The sequence below is a fragment of the Pseudomonas sp. Q12-87 genome, from assembly GCF_001269755.1.
GTDB lineage: Bacteria > Pseudomonadota > Gammaproteobacteria > Pseudomonadales > Pseudomonadaceae > Aquipseudomonas > Aquipseudomonas fluorescens_S.
On sequence record NZ_LHVI01000013.1, the window covers coordinates 114073 to 133049 of the forward strand.

At 62.4% G+C, this 18977-nt stretch carries 16 protein-coding genes and 1 tRNA gene; all 17 read left to right on the top strand.

The features are described 5' to 3' along the window. The first annotated feature begins 98 nt into the window (after positions 1 to 98). Positions 99 to 1517, top strand: coding sequence for a 3-isopropylmalate dehydratase large subunit (gene leuC, locus AD663_RS08390; RefSeq protein ID WP_003179747.1), 1419 nt, complete (start codon positions 99 to 101; stop codon positions 1515 to 1517). A gap of 11 nt (positions 1518 to 1528) precedes the next feature. Continuing rightward, positions 1529 to 2173, top strand: coding sequence for a 3-isopropylmalate dehydratase small subunit (gene leuD / locus AD663_RS08395; RefSeq protein WP_003179749.1), 645 nt, complete (start codon positions 1529 to 1531; stop codon positions 2171 to 2173). Positions 2174 to 2328: 155 nt separating this feature from the next. Continuing rightward, positions 2329 to 3093, top strand: coding sequence for a class I SAM-dependent methyltransferase (locus AD663_RS08400; RefSeq protein WP_053213562.1), 765 nt, complete (start codon positions 2329 to 2331; stop codon positions 3091 to 3093). 66 nt (positions 3094 to 3159) lie between these two features. Further along, entirely contained in the window at positions 3160 to 4242 is a 1083-nt protein-coding gene (gene leuB / locus AD663_RS08405; protein ID WP_003179753.1) for a 3-isopropylmalate dehydrogenase, read from the top strand. Between the two features lie 54 nt (positions 4243 to 4296). Next, entirely contained in the window at positions 4297 to 5409 is a 1113-nt protein-coding gene (asd, locus tag AD663_RS08410) for an aspartate-semialdehyde dehydrogenase (RefSeq protein ID WP_003179755.1), read from the top strand. A 311-nt stretch (positions 5410 to 5720) separates the two neighbouring features. Beyond that, positions 5721 to 6731 carry an aspartate-semialdehyde dehydrogenase gene (locus AD663_RS08415; RefSeq protein ID WP_053213563.1) on the top strand — a complete coding sequence of 337 codons (1011 nt, stop codon included), beginning with the start codon at positions 5721 to 5723 and terminating at the stop codon, positions 6729 to 6731. 209 nt (positions 6732 to 6940) lie between these two features. Continuing rightward, a complete protein-coding gene (locus AD663_RS08420; RefSeq protein WP_003179758.1) occupies positions 6941 to 9535 on the top strand; it encodes a FimV/HubP family polar landmark protein in 2595 nt (864 codons plus the stop codon). A gap of 258 nt (positions 9536 to 9793) precedes the next feature. Further along, entirely contained in the window at positions 9794 to 10618 is an 825-nt protein-coding gene (gene truA, locus AD663_RS08425; RefSeq protein WP_003179760.1) for a tRNA pseudouridine(38-40) synthase TruA, read from the top strand. A gap of 62 nt (positions 10619 to 10680) precedes the next feature. Then, complete coding sequence (locus AD663_RS08430; RefSeq protein WP_003179763.1) at positions 10681 to 11313, top strand: phosphoribosylanthranilate isomerase; 633 nt, start codon at positions 10681 to 10683, stop codon at positions 11311 to 11313. Between the two features lie 255 nt (positions 11314 to 11568). Next, entirely contained in the window at positions 11569 to 12489 is a 921-nt protein-coding gene (gene accD, locus AD663_RS08435) for an acetyl-CoA carboxylase, carboxyltransferase subunit beta (protein ID WP_003179765.1), read from the top strand. Further along, entirely contained in the window at positions 12486 to 13793 is a 1308-nt protein-coding gene (gene folC / locus AD663_RS08440) for a bifunctional tetrahydrofolate synthase/dihydrofolate synthase (protein ID WP_003179766.1), read from the top strand. The genes accD and folC overlap by 4 nt, the downstream gene beginning before the upstream one ends. Further along, positions 13777 to 14442, top strand: coding sequence for an SPOR domain-containing protein (locus AD663_RS08445; RefSeq protein WP_003179767.1), 666 nt, complete (start codon positions 13777 to 13779; stop codon positions 14440 to 14442). The genes folC and AD663_RS08445 overlap by 17 nt, the downstream gene beginning before the upstream one ends. Positions 14443 to 14531: 89 nt before the next feature. Beyond that, entirely contained in the window at positions 14532 to 15092 is a 561-nt protein-coding gene (locus tag AD663_RS08450; protein ID WP_003179770.1) for a CvpA family protein, read from the top strand. A 41-nt stretch (positions 15093 to 15133) separates the two neighbouring features. After that, positions 15134 to 16639: an amidophosphoribosyltransferase gene (purF, locus tag AD663_RS08455; RefSeq protein WP_003179772.1), complete on the top strand. Its 1506-nt coding sequence runs from the start codon at positions 15134 to 15136 to the stop codon at positions 16637 to 16639. A 56-nt stretch (positions 16640 to 16695) separates the two neighbouring features. Next, positions 16696 to 17907 carry an O-succinylhomoserine sulfhydrylase gene (locus tag AD663_RS08460; RefSeq protein ID WP_003179774.1) on the top strand — a complete coding sequence of 404 codons (1212 nt, stop codon included), beginning with the start codon at positions 16696 to 16698 and terminating at the stop codon, positions 17905 to 17907. Continuing rightward, a complete protein-coding gene (locus AD663_RS08465; RefSeq protein ID WP_003179776.1) occupies positions 17904 to 18677 on the top strand; it encodes an SDR family oxidoreductase in 774 nt (257 codons plus the stop codon). The genes AD663_RS08460 and AD663_RS08465 overlap by 4 nt, the downstream gene beginning before the upstream one ends. 168 nt (positions 18678 to 18845) lie before the next feature. Beyond that, a tRNA-Val gene (locus tag AD663_RS08470) sits at positions 18846 to 18921 on the top strand. Positions 18922 to 18977 lie beyond the last annotated feature (56 nt).

Here is an 18977-nt window from a genome sequence, read left to right on the forward strand (position 1 = left end):
ATTTAATGTAACCCCATAGCATCAGCCTCACAAGCCGAGGGGTCATTGATTCCATTCAAGACCCAGGGCATAGAAACAAGCTGATGAGGAACCGTCTGATGGCCGGCAAAACGCTCTACGACAAGCTCTGGGATTCGCATTTGGTCAAGCAGCGCGACGATGGCTCGGCGCTGATCTACATCGATCGTCACATCATTCATGAAGTGACTTCGCCGCAAGCTTTTGAAGGCTTGCGCCTGGCCGGACGCAAGCCTTGGCGTATCGATGCCAACATCGCGACCCCGGACCACAACGTACCGACTACGCCGGAGCGCAAGGGCGGCATCGAAGCCATTGCCGACCAGGTCTCGCGTTTACAGGTGCAGACCCTCGACGATAACTGCGATGAATACGGCATCGTCGAATTCAAGATGAACGACGTGCGCCAAGGCATCGTCCACGTCATCGGCCCGGAGCAGGGCGCGACCTTGCCGGGCATGACCGTGGTTTGCGGCGACTCGCACACCTCGACCCACGGCGCATTCGGCGCCTTGGCCCATGGCATCGGCACTTCCGAGGTCGAGCACGTGCTCGCCACCCAATGCCTGGTCGCCAAGAAAATGAAGAACATGCTGGTGCGCGTCGAGGGCAAGCTGCCGTTCGGCGTGACCGCCAAGGACATCGTCCTGGCCGTGATCGGCAAGATCGGCACCGCCGGTGGTAACGGCCATGCCATCGAGTTCGCCGGCAGCGCGATCCGCGACCTGTCCGTCGAAGGCCGCATGACCATCTGCAACATGTCCATCGAGGCCGGTGCCCGCGTGGGCCTGGTGGCCGCCGATGAAAAAACCGTGGAATACGTCAAGGGCCGTCCGTTCTCGCCAAAAGGCGCGGAATGGGACCTGGCGGTCGAGGCCTGGAAAGACCTGGTGTCCGATGCCGATGCCAAGTTCGACACCGTGGTCGAACTCGACGCGACCCAGATCAAGCCGCAAGTCAGCTGGGGTACTTCGCCTGAGATGGTGCTGGCTGTGGACCAGAACGTGCCGGATCCGGCCAAGGAAATGGACCTGGTCAAGCGCGACTCCATTGTCCGCGCCTTGAAATACATGGGGCTGAGCGCCAACCAGGCGATCACCGACATCCAGCTCGACCGCGTGTTCATCGGCTCCTGCACCAACTCGCGGATCGAAGATTTGCGTGCCGCTGCCGTTATCGCCAAGGGCCGCAAGGTTGCCTCGACCATCAAGCAGGCCATCGTGGTGCCGGGCTCGGGCCTGGTGAAGGCCCAGGCTGAAGCGGAAGGGCTGGACAAGATTTTCCTCGAGGCCGGTTTCGAATGGCGCGAGCCAGGCTGCTCGATGTGCCTGGCGATGAACCCGGATCGTTTGGAGTCGGGCGAGCATTGCGCCTCCACCTCCAACCGTAACTTCGAAGGCCGCCAGGGCGCCGGTGGTCGTACGCACCTGGTGAGCCCGGCCATGGCCGCGGCGGCGGCTGTGAATGGCCGTTTCGTCGACGTCCGCGAATTGATCTGAAGGAGCGCAGCATGAAAGCTTTTACCCAGCACACCGGTCTTGTCGCGCCTTTGGATCGTGCCAACGTCGACACCGACCAGATCATTCCCAAGCAGTTCTTGAAGTCCATCAAGCGCACCGGCTTCGGCCCGAACCTGTTCGATGAGTGGCGCTACCTGGATGTCGGCCAGCCGTACCAGGACAACTCCAAGCGGCCGTTGAACAAGGATTTCGTGCTCAACGCCGAGCGCTACCAGGGCGCCAGCGTGCTGCTGGCCCGCGAGAACTTCGGCTGCGGTTCGAGCCGCGAGCACGCGCCTTGGGCCCTGGAAGAGTACGGTTTTCGCAGCATCATCGCGCCAAGCTACGCCGACATCTTCTTCAACAACAGTTTCAAGAACGGTTTGCTGCCGATCATCCTCAGCGACGCTGAAGTGGATGAGCTGTTCCAGCAGGTTGAGGCCAACCCTGGCTATCAGCTGCAAATCGACCTCGCGGCCCAGACCGTGACCCGTCCCGACGGCAAGGTGCTGAGTTTCGAGATCGACGCGTTCCGCAAGCATTGCCTGCTCAACGGTCTGGACGATATCGGCCTGACCCTGCAGGACGGTGAGGCGATTGCCGCGTTCGAAGCCAAGCATCGGGCGAGCCAGCCTTGGTTGTTTCGCGATGCTTGATTGATTTGAGATTGAGGCAGGCAGTGCCGGCCTCTTCGCGGGCAAGCCCGCTCCCACAGGGGTTCTGTGAACATCACAAATCCAATGTGGGAGCGGGCTTGCTCGCGAAGGTGGCGGCACTAACAACGGCAAGCTACAACCCAAAAGGAAGTCCCATGACCAGCACCGCCCACAGTCAGGTTGTACAAAAGCAATTCGGTGAACAGGCCTCGGCCTATCTGAGCAGTGCTGTTCACGCCCAGGGCGCTGAATTCGCGTTGCTACAGGCTGCGCTGGCCGGGCGTGGCGATGCCCGTGTGCTGGACCTGGGCTGCGGGGCGGGTCATGTGAGTTTTCATGTGGCGCCGTTGGTTGCCGAGGTGGTGGCCTACGACCTGTCCCAACAGATGCTCGATGTGGTGACCGCCGCCGCGGCCGAGCGTGGCTTTGGCAATATCGGCACCGTCCGCGGCGCCGCCGAGCGCCTGCCGTTCGCCGACGCTGAGTTCGACTTCGTGTTCAGCCGTTATTCGGCGCATCATTGGAGCGACCTGGGCCTGGCGTTGCGCGAGGTGCGCCGCGTGCTCAAGCCGGGCGGGGTAATGGCGTTCATTGATATCCTGTCGCCGGGTACGCCGTTGCTGGACACCTACCTGCAAAGCATTGAAGTGCTGCGCGACACCAGCCATGTGCGCGATTATTCGGCCGCGGAATGGCTGCGCCAGGTCAGCGAAGCGGGGTTGCACACCCGCAGCACCGCTCGCCAGCGTCTGCGCCTGGAGTATCACTCCTGGGTCGAGCGCATGCGCACCCCCGAAGTGATGCGGGCGGCGATCTTGCAGCTGCAGCGCTCGATGGGCGACGAAGTGCGTGAATATTTTGAGATTGAGGCCGATGGTTCGTTCAGTACTGACGTACTGGTGCTGTGGGCCGAGCGATAGCATTTTTCCCGGCCAGGCCAAGGGTACAAAGCCCCGGCCCATGTCGACAGAGCAAACGAGGAAAGCATGAGCAAGCAGATTCTGATTCTCCCAGGTGATGGCATTGGCCCGGAAATCATGGCCGAAGCGGTCAAGGTCCTGGAATTGGCGAACGACAAGTACAGCCTGGGCTTCGAACTGAGCCACGACGTGATCGGCGGCGCTGCCATCGACAAGCACGGCGTGCCCCTGGCCGATGAAACCCTCGACCGTGCCCGCGCAGCCGATGCCGTGCTGCTGGGCGCCGTGGGCGGCCCGAAATGGGACAAGATCGAGCGCGACATTCGTCCTGAACGCGGCCTGTTGAAGATTCGTGCGCAACTGGGCCTGTTCGGCAACCTGCGTCCGGCGATTCTGTACCCGCAACTGGCCGATGCCTCCAGCCTGAAGCCGGAAATCGTCTCGGGCCTGGACATCCTCATCGTTCGTGAGCTGACCGGCGGTATCTACTTCGGCGCCCCCCGTGGCACCCGTGAGCTGGATAATGGCGAGCGCCAGGCCTACGACACCCTGCCTTACAGCGAAAGCGAAATCCGCCGTATCGCCCGGGTCGGTTTCGACATGGCCCGCGTGCGTGGCAAGAAGCTGTGCTCGGTAGACAAGGCCAATGTGCTGGCGTCCAGCCAACTGTGGCGTGAAGTGGTCGAGCAGGTTGCCAAGGATTACCCGGACGTCGAATTGAGCCACATGTACGTCGACAATGCCGCCATGCAATTGGTGCGTGCGCCAAAGCAGTTCGACGTGATCGTCACCGACAACCTGTTCGGCGACATCCTGTCCGACGAAGCGTCGATGCTCACCGGCTCCATCGGCATGCTGCCATCGGCCTCCCTGGACGCCAACAACAAGGGTATGTATGAGCCATGCCACGGTTCGGCGCCGGACATCGCCGGGCAGGGCATTGCCAACCCGTTGGCAACCATTCTGTCGGTGTCGATGATGCTGCGTTACAGTTTCAATCAGGTCGCTGCCGCCGACGCCATCGAGAAGGCCGTCAGCGTGGTGCTGGACCAAGGCTTGCGCACCGGTGACATCTGGTCGGCCGGTTGTACCAGAGTCGGTACCCAGCAAATGGGCGACGCAGTAGTCGCCGCGCTGCGGAATCTGTAATCTTTCGGGCCCACCGCTTCGACGGTGGCCCACTTTTGTATAGGTGTAGTTGCGATGAAACGTGTAGGTCTGATCGGTTGGCGCGGCATGGTCGGTTCCGTGCTCATGCAGCGAATGCTGGAAGAGCAGGATTTCGATCTCATTGAGCCGGTGTTTTTCACCACGTCCAACGTGGGTGGCCAGGGCCCGTCCGTGGGCAAGGACACCGGTGTGCTCAAGGATGCCTACAGCATCGAAGAGCTCAAGACCCTCGACGTGATCCTGACTTGCCAGGGCGGCGACTACACCAGCGAAGTCTTCCCTAAGCTGCGTGAAGCCGGCTGGCAGGGTTACTGGATCGACGCCGCTTCCAGCCTGCGCATGCAGGACGACGCGGTGATCGTCCTCGATCCGGTGAACCGCAAGGTCATCGACCAGCAGTTGGACGCGGGCACCAAGAACTACATCGGCGGCAACTGCACCGTCAGCCTGATGCTGATGGGTTTGGGCGGCTTGTTCGAGGCCGGTCTGGTGGAATGGATGAGCGCCATGACCTACCAGGCGGCTTCTGGTGGCGGCGCGCAGCACATGCGTGAGCTGATCAAGCAAATGGGCGTGACCCACGGCGCTGTCGCTGATGAACTGGCCAACCCGGCCAGCGCCATCCTGGACATCGACCGCAAGGTCGCCGAGGCGATGCGCAGCGATGCGTACCCGACCGAGAATTTTGGCGTGCCGCTGGCCGGCAGCCTGATCCCATGGATCGACAAGGAACTGCCCAACGGCCAGAGCCGTGAAGAGTGGAAGGCCCAGGCCGAGACCAACAAGATCCTCGGTCGCTTCAAGAGCCCGATCCCGGTGGACGGCATCTGCGTGCGCATCGGTGCCATGCGTTGCCACAGCCAGGCGCTGACCATCAAGCTGAACAAGGACGTGCCGATCGCCGACATCGAAGGGCTGATCAGCCAGCACAACCCTTGGGTCAAACTGGTGCCGAACAACCGCGAGATCAGCATGCAGGAGCTGAGCCCGACCAAGGTCACCGGCACCTTGAACGTCCCGGTTGGGCGTTTGCGCAAACTGAACATGGGCTCGCAATTCGTCGGCGCCTTCACCGTTGGCGACCAACTGCTGTGGGGCGCGGCCGAACCGCTGCGTCGCATGCTGCGGATCCTGCTCGAGCGTTGATCGATTGCTGCTGTGAAAGAACCCGTGCCTTGTGAGAGGTGCGGGTTTTTTTATCGGCTCAAAAATGCTCTGCCAACCGTGGGAGCGGGCTTGCTCGCGAATGCGGTAGATCAGTTTGCATCAATATTGAATGTGACGTCGTCTTCGCGAGCAAGCCCGCTCCCACACGGGATCTTCAGTGGGCACAGACCTGTGGGAGCGAGCCTGCTCGCGATGGGGCCAGCCCAGATGCCACAAATCCCCCCGCCAATTGCCCGCATACCCATCACCCGGTAAAGTGCCGCTCCCCACGTTTTACCTGAGGTAGACCCATGAGCCAGTCCTTTGATATTGCCGTGATCGGCGCCACCGGTACTGTCGGCGAAACCCTCGTGCAGATTCTCGAAGAGCGGGACTTCCCGGTCGGCAACCTGCACCTGCTGGCCAGCAGCGAGTCGGCAGGCAGTTCGGTGATGTTTCGCGGTAAAAACGTGCGGGTGCGCGAAGTCGACGAATTCGATTTCAGTAAAGTCCAACTGGTCTTTTTCGCCGCGGGGCCCGCAGTGACTCTGAGTTTCGCCCCGCGTGCCACGGCCGCCGGTTGCGCGCTGATCGATCTGTCCGGCGCCTTGCCGCCGGAGCAGGCGCCGCAGATCGTGCCCGAAGCCAATGCCCCTGTGCTGGCTGGCCTGGGCAAACCGTTGCAGGTCGGCAGCCCCAGCGCTTCGGCCACCGTGCTGGCAGTCGCCCTGGCGCCGCTGCGTGACTGCCTGGATATTCAGCGCATCAGCGTGACCGCCAGCCTCGCGGTGTCCGCCCAGGGCCGTGCCGCCGTGAGCGAACTGGCGCGCCAGACCGCCGAGTTGCTCAATGCCCGTCCACTGGAGCCGAAGTTCTTTGACCGGCAGATGGCGTTCAATCTGCTGGCACAGGTCGGCACCCCGGATGAACAGGGTCATACGCAACTGGAAAAGCGTCTGGTGCGCGAGTTGCGCCAGGTCCTGAATCAACCTTTATTAAAGATTTCCGTCACTTGCATTCAAGCCCCGGTGTTTTTCGGCGATAGCTTTAGCGTGACTGTGCAGTCTGCAGGCGCCATCGACCTGGCCAAGGTCAACGCAGCCCTGGAAGCGGCGCCCGGTATCGAGCTGGTGGATGCGGGCGATTACCCGACGCCGGTGGGCGATGCGGTGGGCCAGGATGTGGTCTATGTGGGGCGTGTACGCGGCGGTATCGATGATCCGGCTGAACTAAATATGTGGCTGACGTCAGATAACGTACGCAAGGGCGCGGCGCTCAACGCAGTGCAGGTGGCTGAGTTGTTGATAAAAGACCTGCTGTAAAAGATACTTGGGCACAATTTGTCGAATGATTCTAGCTGGGCGCTATGCTTGGCCAGAGTGCTGAAGGCGAACCCTCCTCTGGAAGCGTTCCCGAGGCATGAGTGAAACGATCGCGCGCACCGTCGCTTTGGGGCTGCGCGCAATGCCTTACGGCAGCGGCATCAATACCTTCTCGCTGGCCGAGGAATGTTCAAACAAAGGAAGAGGCTATGGTTCAAGTTCGCAAACTGGTGTTAGCAATAGCGGCCGCCTCGGCGCTGTCCTCCGGTATGGCGCAAGCGCTCGGGCTGGGGGAATTGACCCTGAAGTCGGCGCCGAACCAGCCCCTGGTCGCCGAGATCGAGTTGCTCGACGTTCAGCAACTGACCGCTGCCGAAGTCGTGCCGAGCCTGGCCTCGCCCGAAGACTTCGCCAAAGCCGGCGTCGACCGCCAGGCCTTCCTCAACAACCTGACCTTTACCCCGGTGATCAACGCCAACGGCAAGAGCATCCTGCGGGTGACTTCCAGCCAGCCGCTGTCCGAGCCGATGGTCAAGTTCCTGGTGCAAGTGATGTGGCCCAACGGCCGCCTGTTGCGCGACTACAGCGTATTGCTCGATCCGTCCAAATTCTCACCCCAGGCCGCCGACGCCGCCCGGGCGAAGCCGGCCCAGGTCGTGTCCACGCCGGTCACGGGCGCTACCAAGCCGTCGCAATACACCACCACGCCACGCGATACCCTGTGGGAAATCGCCGCCAAGGTGCGTAACGGTGGTTCGGTCCAGCAGACGATGCTGGCGATCCAGGCCTTGAACCCGAACGCGTTCATCAACGGCAACATCAACCTGCTCAAGACGGGTCAAGTGCTGCGCCTGCCGGACCCCGTGCAAAGCACTGCGCTGCCACAGCCACAGGCCATCGCTGAAGTCGCTGCGCAGAACGCTGCCTGGCGTTCAGGTCGTCGGGCTGTGGCGGGTGCCGGCAAGCAACAGCTGGATGCCACCAAGCGGGGCCGTGGCGAAGGCGCGCCGGCACAGGCTGCCGGTCGCGATAACCTGAGCCTGGTATCGGCCGAGTCGGCGAAGGCGGGCGCCAAAGGCAAGGGTGCTGCGGGCGATGCCCAGGCGTTGAACAACAAGCTTGCGGTGACCCAGGAGAGCCTCGACTCGGCTCGCCGGGACAACGAAGAGCTGAAAAGCCGCATGGCGGATCTGCAGAGCCAGCTGGACAAGCTGCAGCGCCTGATCGAACTGAAGAACAATCAACTGGCCAAGATGCAGGCCGAAGGCGCCGCGGTACCGCCTGCCGGTGAAGCGCCGCCAGCGATGTCCGCCGAGCTGACCCCTGCGCCAGCGGCACAAGCCCCGGCGCCTGCGCCTGAAGCGACCCCTGAAGCGACGCCGCCTGCTGCACCGGTCGAGCCGGCGCCTGCCGCTTCCAACGAACAAAAGTACAACGACCTGCTGACCAACCCGGTCCTGCTCGGATTGATTGGCGGCGGCGCGCTGATCCTGCTGTTGTTGCTCTTGCTGCTTGCCCGCCGCCGGAAGGCCCAGCAGGAAGCCGAGAAACACGTGCGCATGGCGCGCGCCCTTGAGGAGGAGGCCGATTTCTCCCCGGAGCTCGATCTGCCCCCGAGCAGCTTCGAGGGCATTGATGTTCCGCCACCTAGCGTAAAACTCGAGCCAAAACCGGCGCCAGCGCCTGCGCCGGTACCCAAGCCGGCTCCGGTGGTCGCGCCTGTGGTCGTTACGCCGCCCATCGCCGCGCCGCTGGTGGCTCCGGCTGCCGACCCTTCCGACGACGTGTTGCCCCTGGCCCAGTCCCATATCGATCGTGGTCGCTTGAATCAGGCGGCTGATCTGCTTGAACAAGGAATCAAGGCCGAGCCTCAGCGCAGTGACCTGCGCCTGAAGCTGATGGAAGTTTACGGCCAACAGGGCGACCGCGACGCTTTTGTCGCCCAGGAGCGTCAACTGGTGGCCAATGGCGACAACTTCGCCCAGGTCGAACAGCTCAAGAGCCGTTTCCCTGCCATGGTGGTCGCGACCACCGCAGGCCTGGCCGCTGCGGCAGTCGCAGCGGAGCTGGACGCGCAGTACGTCAAGGACCTGCTCGAAGACAAAGCGCCGACCGATGAGGAACTGGACAGCGCCTTTGACCTGAGCCTGGACGATATGGAAGCGACCCCGGTCGCGCCGGCACCCGAGCCCGTCGCAGAGCTGGATGCGTTCCCGGAAGACGACGACCTGAGTTTCGAGTCGGTGCTCAAGCAGCAGACCGAAGCCAACGAAAGCCTGGACGACCTGTCGGAGTTTGACCTGGATCTGGGCGCCGATGCGCCGGCCCCGACACCAACTGCTGCGCTGGATGACGAAGACTTCCTGCTTGACCTGGGCGACGACCTTAAAGGTTTCGACCTGCCTGCGCAGGACACGCCGCCAGTCGCCGATATCCCGGCTGACGACCTCGAATTGCCGGCCGATTTTGACCTGTCCCTGGCCGATGAAATGGACGCCCAGGATGGACCCAAGGACGCCTTCGAGTCCGAGTTGGACGATGTCAACGCCGAGCTTGATCGCCTGTCCGACAGCCTCGGCCAGCCGACGTTCACCGCCGAGGATGCGTTGGTAGGCGCTGAAGACGAGCCGGACTTCGACTTCCTCAGCGGCACCGATGAAGTCGCGACCAAGCTCGATCTGGCCCAGGCCTACATCGACATGGGCGACAACGACGGCGCCCGGGACATCCTCGGCGAAGTCCTCAGCGAAGGCGATGCCACCCAGAAGAGCGAAGCGCAGGAAATGTTGTCGCGCTTGGCTTGAGAAGAGCGGTAAATAAAAACGGCAGCCAATGAGGCTGCCGTTTTTGTTTGTGTTGGTTCACTCACCACAGGGACTTGTCCTGGTCCCAAGACCCACCTGGCCCCTTGTGGGAACGAGCTTGCTCGCGATGGCGTCGGCCCATTCGCCGCCGGATCACCGGTTGCACTGGCATCCCACTCGGCGCGCCTTATAATGCCCGCCTTTGCGTACCTTAGCAGGCTGTAATCCTTGGCAAACATAGACAACCCAGCTGCCGAAATGGCGGCTGAAGGCTTTTTACGGGTCGCCTTGGGCGTTGAATACAAAGGCTCGCGCTATCGCGGCTGGCAGCGTCAGGCTTCCGGTGTATTGACGGTGCAGGAAACCCTCGAGAACGCGCTGTCCAAAGTCGCCGACTCGCCCGTGTCGCTGCATTGTGCCGGCCGTACCGATGCCGGCGTGCACGCCTGTGGCCAAGTGGTGCATTTCGACACCCAAGTCGAGCGTTCGATGAAGGCCTGGGTGATGGGTGCCAACATCAACTTGCCCCACGACGTCAGCGTCAGCTGGGCCAAGGTGATGCCGGCGCATTTCCATGCGCGCTTCAAGGCCATCGCCCGACGCTATCGCTACGTGATCTACAACGATCAGATTCGCCCGGCGCACCTGAACGAAGAAATTACCTGGAACCATCGGCCGTTGGACGTCGAGCGCATGGCCGAGGCCGCGCAATACTTGGTTGGGGTCCACGACTTCAGTGCCTTCCGCGCCGGTCAGTGCCAGGCCAAGTCGCCGATCAAGGAGCTGCATCACCTGCGCGTGACCCGTCACGGCAAGATGATCGTGCTCGACATCCGCGCCAGCGCATTCCTGCACCACATGGTGCGCAACATCGCCGGCGTGCTGATGACCATCGGTGCCGGCGAACGGCCGGTGGAATGGATCAAGGAAGTGCTCGACAGCCGCATCCGCCGTTCCGGTGGCGTGACCGCACATCCGTTCGGCTTGTATCTGGTGCAGGTCGAATACCGCGATGAGTTCGAACTGCCGGAGCGTTACATCGGGCCACATTTCCTCACGGGCTTCTCGGAACTCGACGGCTGACGCCCTGCGCAGCATTTGCTAACATCCGGGACTTTCACGGATTTGCCTGAGGTTTTAACGACATGTCGGCCGTTCGCAGCAAGATTTGCGGAATCACCCGCGTCGAGGACGCGTTGGCGGCGGTCGAGGCTGGCGCCGATGCCATCGGGCTGGTGTTTTATGCCAAGAGTCCGCGAGCGGTGACAGTGCAGCAGGCCAGGGCGATCATCCAGGCCTTGCCGCCGTTCGTGACCCCCGTGGGCCTGTTCGTCAATACCAGTCGTTGCGAGTTGGGCGAGATACTCGATGCGGTGCCGCTGGCCCTGTTGCAGTTTCATGGCGACGAGGCCCCGGCTGACTGTGAAGGCTGGCATCGGCCCTACATCAAGGCGTTGCGGGTCAAGGCCGGTGATGACATTGCGGCCAGTTGCGAGGCGTTTGCCGGTGCCAGCGGCATTCTGCTGGACACCTACGTGGAAGGCGTTCCCGGCGGTACCGGCGAAGCATTCGACTGGACACTGGTGCCGCAGGGCCTGAGCAAACCGATCATTCTGGCCGGTGGCCTGACGGCAGAAAACGTGGCCGAGGCCATTCGCCAGGTTCGCCCTTATGCAGTGGACGTGAGTGGCGGGGTGGAGCAGGCCAAGGGCATCAAGGATGCGGCAAGGATTCACGCGTTCATGGCCGCTGTACGCAGCAGCCAGTCGTCAATGTGACGGCTGGCAGACTGCCGCCGTCCATACCAGCACTGTACAAAGCAGGCAGGCGCCGCCTCCGGGTGGGCCGATAGCAAAGTGGTAATCGCACTGCAGCGGTTGCCGGGATGGCTGAGAAGATTTGGGTTGCACGCAGGTCATGCTTCGCGCTGACCGTGTCTGCCCCTCGACTCGCCGCACAATGAATTTAGCTCAAGGGCATACGCGGGGCCGCGAACCAAAGCGTTCGGGCCGCCGGTACTGGAGAAAGAAAGCATGAGCAACTGGTTGGTAGACAAACTGATCCCTTCGATCATGCGTTCCGAGGTGAAGAAAAGCTCGGTGCCTGAAGGTCTGTGGCACAAATGTCCGTCCTGCGAAGCGGTGCTGTACCGCCCCGAGCTGGAAAAGACCCTGGACGTTTGCCCTAAGTGCAACCATCACATGCGCATCGGCGCACGTGCCCGTATCGATATCTTCCTGGACGCTGAAGGTCGCGTGGAACTGGGCGCCGACCTGGAGCCAGTGGACCGTCTGAAATTTCGCGACGGCAAGAAATACAAGGACCGCCTGACCGCTGCCCAGAAGCAGACCGGTGAAAAGGACGCCCTGGTGTCCATGAGCGGTACTTTGCTGGGCATGCCTGTGGTGGTCTCGGCTTTCGAGTTCTCCTTCATGGGCGGTTCCATGGGCGCCATCGTCGGCGAGCGTTTCGTTCGCGCCGCCAACCATGCCCTGGAAAACCGTTGCCCGATGATCTGCTTCGCCGCTTCCGGCGGTGCGCGGATGCAGGAAGCACTGATTTCCCTGATGCAGATGGCCAAGACCTCTGCCGTGCTGGCTCGTCTGCGCGAAGAAGGCATCCCGTTCATCTCGGTGTTGACCGACCCGGTCTACGGCGGTGTTTCCGCCAGCCTGGCCATGCTGGGCGACGTGATCGTCGGCGAGCCCAAGGCCCTGATCGGCTTTGCCGGCCCGCGCGTGATCGAGCAGACCGTACGGGAAAAACTGCCGGAAGGCTTCCAGCGCAGTGAGTTCCTGCTGGAACACGGCGCCATCGACATGATCATCCATCGCCAGGAGCTGCGTCCGCGCCTGGGCAACCTGTTGGCTCAACTGATGGGCCTGCCGACGCCGAAATTCGTCGCTGCGCCGATCGAGCCGATCGTGGTTCCGCCGGTGCCTGCAGGCCTATGACCCAACGTACCCTGGGCGACTGGCTTGCCTACCTCGAGCAGTTGCATCCATCGGCCATCGACATGGGGCTGGAGCGCTCGCAAACGGTAGCATCCCGCATGGGACTGGCCAAGCCGGCGCCCCGGGTCATCACCGTCACTGGCACCAACGGCAAGGGCTCGACCTGCGCCTTCCTGGCTTCGCTGCTGCGCGGCCAGGGTTTGAATGTCGGTGTCTACAGTTCGCCGCACTTGCTGCGCTATAACGAGCGGGTGCAGGTCAACGGTATCGAAGCCACTGACGCCGAGCTGTGCGAAGCCTTCGCCGCGGTGGAAGCGGGGCGGGGCGAGACTTCACTCACTTATTTCGAGATGGGCACCCTGGCGGCGTTCTGGCTGTTCGCCCGTGCCGGCCTGGATGCCGTTGTACTGGAAGTAGGCCTGGGCGGGCGGCTGGATACGGTCAATCTGGTGGATGCCGACATCGCACTGGTCACCAGCATTGGCGTCGACCATGCCGATTACCTGGGTGACACCCGCGAATCCGTGGCCTTCGAAAAGGCCGGTATCTTTCGCCAGGGTGCGCCGGCGCTCTGTGGTGATCTCAATCCGCCGCAGCCGCTGTTGGATAAGGTCCGTGAACTGAGCTGCCCGTTCTTCCTGCGCGGGCGTGATTTCGATCTGGCAATGACCGAGCAGCATTGGCAATGGCGCGGCAGCGACGCCCAGGGCAATCCGGTGGAGCTGCGCGATCTGCCGCTGCTGGATCTGCCGATGGAGAATGCCGCGCTGGCACTCCAGGCCTACCTGTTGCTGGGCTTGCCATGGGATGCCGGGCAGATCATCCAGGCATTGCAGGCGACCCGGGTCGTAGGGCGCCTCGATCGCCGTCAGTTCGATTGGCAAGGCAAGCGCCTGAACCTGTTGCTGGATGTCGGCCATAACCCCCATGCCGCGCAATACCTGGCTGAGCGCCTGGCGCGGCGGCACGTGGCAGGGCGGCGCCTGGCGGTGTTCGGGCTGCTCTCCGACAAGGATCTGGATGGCGTTGTCGAGGCGTTGGGTGCTAGTGTCCAGCACTGGGCGGTGACGCCGCTGGATTCGCCGCGCTCGCGTACGGCGGCGCAATTGCAGGAAGCCCTGCTGCGCCACGGCGCGCCGGTGCAAGCCTATGCCAGCGTGGCTGCCGCACTGGAAGGGCAGAGCGCCCAAGCCACGGCCGATGACGAAATTCTGTTGTTCGGATCATTTTTTTGTGTTGCCGAGGCCCTTCAATGGTTGGCCCGGCGCTCCACGGAGGAGGCTGCAGATGGCATTGCTGGATAAGGCGTACAAGCAGCGCATGGTCGGGGCCCTGGTGTTGGTAGCCCTGGCGGTGATTTTCCTGCCGATGCTGTTTTCCCGTCAGGACGAGCAACGCCAGGTCACTGTCGATGCGCCTGCCGCGCCCCAGGCGCCTTCGATGCCGCCGGTTCAGGTTGAGCCTGTAGCGGTACCGGAGCCGCAAGTGCTGCCTCAAGAACCTATCCCCAGCGACGATGAACTGGCTGGGCAACCGGCTGCGCCTTCGACGCCGATTGTACCTGCACCTGCGGCGCCAGCTGCGCCGAGCAAGCCGGCCGTTGCGCCAACGCCTGTACCTGCGGCCCCGGCCAGCAAGCCAGCCCCAACCCAGCCGATTACCGCTGCCCCCACCAAGCCGGACACCACGCAAAGCCGTGTGGATGCCAACGGCCTGTCGGTCAGTTGGTCGGTACAGTTGGCGAGCCTGACCAGTCGCGAAAGCGCCGAAAACCTGCAGAAAACCCTGCGCAGCCAGGGCTACAACGCTTATATCCGCTCCGCCGATGGCAAGAACCGGGTATTTGTCGGTCCGCTGATCGAGCGTGCCGAGGCCGATCGGCTGCGGGATCTGCTCGGTCGCCAGCAGAACCTCAAGGGTTTCGTGGTGCGCTTCCAGCCTGAACGCGGATAACGACGATTTATCTGATTTGAATCACGCAGCTTACCGATAGCCCTGGGCTCTGCTAAAATGCGCCGCCTTATCCGTCCGTAGGCTGCACCGTGCCATTTACCTGGGTTGACTGGGCGATCGTTGCGATCGTCGCCATCTCCGCATTGATCAGTCTGAGCCGCGGCTTCGTCAAGGAAGCCCTTTCGCTGCTGACCTGGATCATCGCGGGAGTCGTCGCCTGGATGTTTGGTGGTTCGCTGTCCCAGTACCTCGCCGGATACATCGAAACACCGTCGGCCCGCGTGATTGCGGGCTGTGCCATCTTATTTATCGCCACCTTGCTGGTGGGCGCAATGATCAACTATCTGATCGGCGAGCTGATTCGCGTCACCGGGCTTTCCGGGACGGACCGGTTCCTGGGCATGGCCTTTGGCGCTGCGCGTGGCGCGTTGCTGGTGGTCGTGGCCGTCGGGCTCTTGAGCCTGGGGCCGGTGCAGCAGGATACGTGGTGGCAGGAGTCCCGGCTCGTGCCACAATTTTTATTGGTCGCAGACTGGTCCAAGAACCTGATCCTGGGTTGGAGCAGTCAGTGGCTTGCCAGCGGTATCAGCGTACCCGCTGAAATACCGTTCAAGGAACACCTCTTGCCGATGGCCAAAACGCCGCAGTGAGAGTTGTTCAGTTCAGATCCATTAAGTAGGGGTTGCGTCGCATGTGTGGCATCGTCGGTATCGTCGGTAAGTCGAACGTCAATCAGGCGCTGTATGACGCGCTAACCGTGCTCCAGCACCGCGGCCAGGACGCTGCCGGTATCGTGACCAGCCATGACGGCCGGTTATTCCTGCGCAAGGACAACGGCCTGGTGCGTGACGTGTTCCACCAGCGTCACATGCAGCGCCTGGTCGGCCACATGGGTATCGGCCATGTCCGTTATCCGACCGCAGGCAGCTCGACGTCGGCTGAAGCCCAGCCGTTCTACGTCAACTCGCCCTACGGCATCACCCTGGCGCACAACGGTAACTTGACCAACGTCGAGCAACTGGCCAAGGAGATCTACGAATCGGACCTGCGCCACGTCAACACCAGCTCCGACTCGGAAGTCATGCTCAACGTATTTGCTCATGAGCTGGCCCAGCGTGGCAAGCTGCAGCCTACCGAAGAAGACGTGTTCGCCGCCGTGACCGACGTGCACAACCGTTGCGTGGGCGGCTACGCGGTGGTGGCGATGATCACCGGCTACGGCATCGTTGGTTTCCGCGATCCCCACGGCATTCGCCCCATCGTTTTCGGCCAGCGCCACACTGACGAAGGCGTCGAATACATGATTGCCTCCGAAAGCGTGTCCCTGGACGTGCTCGGCTTCACCCTGATTCGCGACCTGGCGCCGGGCGAAGCGGTCTACATCACCGAAGACGGCAAGCTGCACACTCGTCAGTGCGCGACCAACCCGTCCCTGACCCCATGCATCTTCGAGCACGTGTACCTGGCGCGCCCCGACTCGATCATCGACGGTGTCTCGGTCTACAAGGCCCGCCTGCGCATGGGCGAAAAGCTCGCCGACAAAATCCTGCGCGAGCGTCCGGAACATGACATCGATGTGGTCATCCCGATCCCGGACACCAGCCGCACCGCGGCCCTGGAACTGGCGAACCACCTGGGCGTGAAGTTCCGCGAAGGCTTCGTGAAGAACCGCTACATCGGTCGTACCTTCATCATGCCGGGCCAGGCCGCGCGGAAAAAATCCGTGCGCCAGAAGCTCAACGCCATCGAGCTGGAATTCCGCGGCAAGAACGTGATGCTGGTGGATGACTCCATCGTGCGCGGCACCACCTGCAAGCAGATCATCCAGATGGCCCGTGAAGCTGGCGCCAAGAACGTTTATTTCTGCTCCGCGGCCCCGGCCGTGCGCTACCCGAACGTCTACGGCATCGACATGCCGAGTGCCCATGAGCTGATCGCTCATAACCGCACGACCCAGGACGTGGCCGACCTGATCGGCGCCGACTGGTTGATCTACCAGGACCTGCCTGACCTGATCGAAGCGGTCGGCGGCGGCAAGATCAAGATCGAGCAATTCGATTGCGCGGTATTCGACGGCAAGTACGTCACCGGCGACATCGACGAGGCCTACCTGAACAGGATCGAGAACGCGCGTAACGATGCGTCCAAGGCCAAGACTCAGGCGGTCAGCGCGATCATCGATCTGTACAACAATTGAGTAACGAACCGGCCCTGAGGGGCCGGTTTGCGTTTAACCCATAAAGGAGTGACAGCATGAGTCAGGATTGGGATGCCGGTCGGCTGGACAGCGACCTTGAAGGCGTAGCGTTCGATACCCTGGCGGTTCGCGCGGGTCAGCACCGTACACCGGAAGCCGAGCATGGCGATCCGATGTTCTTTACCTCCAGCTACGTGTTCCGAACCGCTGCTGACGCGGCTGCACGCTTCGCCGGCGAAGTGCCGGGCAACGTTTATTCGCGCTACACCAACCCGACCGTGCGGGCGTTCGAAGAGCGCATCGCCGCCCTGGAAGGTGCCGAGCAAGCCGTGGCCACCGCCACCGGCATGGCCGCGATCATGGCTGTGGTGATGAGCCTGTGCAGCGCGGGCGACCATGTACTGGTTTCACGCAGCGTCTTCGGCTCGACCATCAGTCTGTTCGAGAAATACTTCAAGCGTTTCGGCGTAGAAGTCGACTACGTGCCCCTGGCGGACCTGGCCGGTTGGGATGCTGCGATCAAGGCCAACACCAAGTTGTTGTTTGTCGAATCGCCTTCCAATCCCCTGGCCGAATTGGTGGACATCGCCGCGCTGGCGGAAATCGCCCACGCCAAGGGCGCCATGCTGGTGGTCGATAACTGCTTCTGCACCCCGGCGCTGCAACAGCCGCTGAAAATGGGCGCAGATGTGGTGGTGCATTCGGCGACCAAATTCATCGACGGCCAGGGCCGTTGCATGGGCGGCGTGGTGGCCGGTCGTGGCGAACAGATGAAAGAAGTGGTGGGGTTCCTGCGTACCGCCGGGCCGACCCTCAGCCCGTTCAATGCCTGGATTTTCCTCAAGGGCCTGGAAACCCTCGGTCTGCGCATGAAAGCCCATTGCGCCAATGCCCAGGCCTTGGCAGAGTGGCTGGAACAGCAGGACGGCATCGAGAAGGTGCATTACGCGGGCCTCAAGAGCCATCCGCAGCATGACCTGGCCACACGTCAACAACGGGGTTTCGGTGCCGTGGTGAGCTTCGAGGTCAAGGGAGGCAAGGAGGGCGCCTGGCGCTTTATCGACGCGACCCGGCTGATTTCCATCACCGCAAACCTGGGGGACAGCAAAACCACCATCACCCACCCGAGCACCACCTCCCACGGCCGTTTGGCGCCCCAGGAGCGTGAAGCGGCGGGCATTCGCGACAGCCTGATCCGCGTCGCGGTCGGCCTGGAAGACGTGGCTGATCTGCAAGCCGATCTGGCCCGCGGGTTGGCGGCCTTGTGATCGAGCTGGCAACGCCGCCGAGCAGCACTCATGGCCGGGTCGCACTGGTCACGGGCGCCGCACGGGGCATCGGCCTGGGCATTGCTGGCTGGCTGATCTGCGAGGGTTGGCAAGTGGTATTGACCGACCTGGATCGTGAACGCGGCTCCAAGGTGGCGAAGGCGCTTGGCGATAACGCCTGGTTCATCGCCATGGACGTGGCGGACGAGGCGCAGGTCGCCAACGGCATCGCCGAAGTGCTCGGGCAATTTGGACGGCTTGATGCGCTGGTGTGTAACGCGGCCATTGCCGATCCGCACAACATCACCTTGGAAAGCCTGGACCTGGCTCACTGGAATCGGGTCCTGGCGGTGAATCTCGGTGGGCCGATGCTGCTGGCCAAGCATTGCGCGCCGTACCTGCGTGCCCACAACGGCGCCATCGTCAACCTGGCCTCGACCCGCGCCGCGCAGTCGGAGCCCGACACCGAAGCCTATGCCGCGAGCAAGGGCGGCTTGCTGGCCCTGACCCACGCTCTGGCCATCAGCCTAGGGCCGGAGATCCGTGTCAACGCGGTAAGCCCTGGCTGGATCGACGCACGGGACCCGTCCCAGCGCCGTGAGAAGCCGTTGACCGAGGCCGACCATGCCCAGCATCCGGCGGGCAGGGTAGGCACGGTAGAGGACGTGGCGGCGATGGTGGCGTGGTTGTTGTCGCGCAATGCCGGGTTTGTCACGGGGCAAGAGTTCGTAGTGGACGGCGGCATGACCAAGAAAATGATTTATAAGTGAGGAGCAGCTGCAAGAAGCGAGCGACAAGCTGCAAGCGATTGTGTGGCGTTGGCGCTTTTGACTTACAGCTTGAAGCTTGCCGCTCGAAGCTATTTTTGAAAAAAATCCAACCCTGCTATTGACTTAGCTTCGGCACCTGCGTAAATTTCGCGGCCTCAACGAAGCAAAGGGTGATTAGCTCAGCTGGGAGAGCGTCTGCCTTACAAGCAGAATGTCGGCGGTTCGATCCCGTCATCACCCACCATGTTTTACGAGAGTCTTGCGAAAGCAAGATGGAAGCTGTCAAAAGCCTCCACCGAC

Bases quoted from the DNA above. Each gene is read 5' to 3' on its own strand.
- leuC (WP_003179747.1), top strand. From the start codon at position 99: ATGGCCGGCAAAACGCTCTACGACAAGCTCTGGGATTCGCATTTGGTC.
- leuD (WP_003179749.1), top strand. From the start codon at position 1,529: ATGAAAGCTTTTACCCAGCACACCGGTCTTGTCGCGCCTTTGGATCGT.
- AD663_RS08400 (WP_053213562.1), top strand. From the start codon at position 2,329: ATGACCAGCACCGCCCACAGTCAGGTTGTACAAAAGCAATTCGGTGAA.
- leuB (WP_003179753.1), top strand. From the start codon at position 3,160: ATGAGCAAGCAGATTCTGATTCTCCCAGGTGATGGCATTGGCCCGGAA.
- asd (WP_003179755.1), top strand. From the start codon at position 4,297: ATGAAACGTGTAGGTCTGATCGGTTGGCGCGGCATGGTCGGTTCCGTG.
- AD663_RS08415 (WP_053213563.1), top strand. From the start codon at position 5,721: ATGAGCCAGTCCTTTGATATTGCCGTGATCGGCGCCACCGGTACTGTC.
- AD663_RS08420 (WP_003179758.1), top strand. From the start codon at position 6,941: ATGGTTCAAGTTCGCAAACTGGTGTTAGCAATAGCGGCCGCCTCGGCG.
- truA (WP_003179760.1), top strand. From the start codon at position 9,794: ATGGCGGCTGAAGGCTTTTTACGGGTCGCCTTGGGCGTTGAATACAAA.
- AD663_RS08430 (WP_003179763.1), top strand. From the start codon at position 10,681: ATGTCGGCCGTTCGCAGCAAGATTTGCGGAATCACCCGCGTCGAGGAC.
- accD (WP_003179765.1), top strand. From the start codon at position 11,569: ATGAGCAACTGGTTGGTAGACAAACTGATCCCTTCGATCATGCGTTCC.
- folC (WP_003179766.1), top strand. From the start codon at position 12,486: ATGACCCAACGTACCCTGGGCGACTGGCTTGCCTACCTCGAGCAGTTG.
- AD663_RS08445 (WP_003179767.1), top strand. From the start codon at position 13,777: ATGGCATTGCTGGATAAGGCGTACAAGCAGCGCATGGTCGGGGCCCTG.
- purF (WP_003179772.1), top strand. From the start codon at position 15,134: ATGTGTGGCATCGTCGGTATCGTCGGTAAGTCGAACGTCAATCAGGCG.
- AD663_RS08460 (WP_003179774.1), top strand. From the start codon at position 16,696: ATGAGTCAGGATTGGGATGCCGGTCGGCTGGACAGCGACCTTGAAGGC.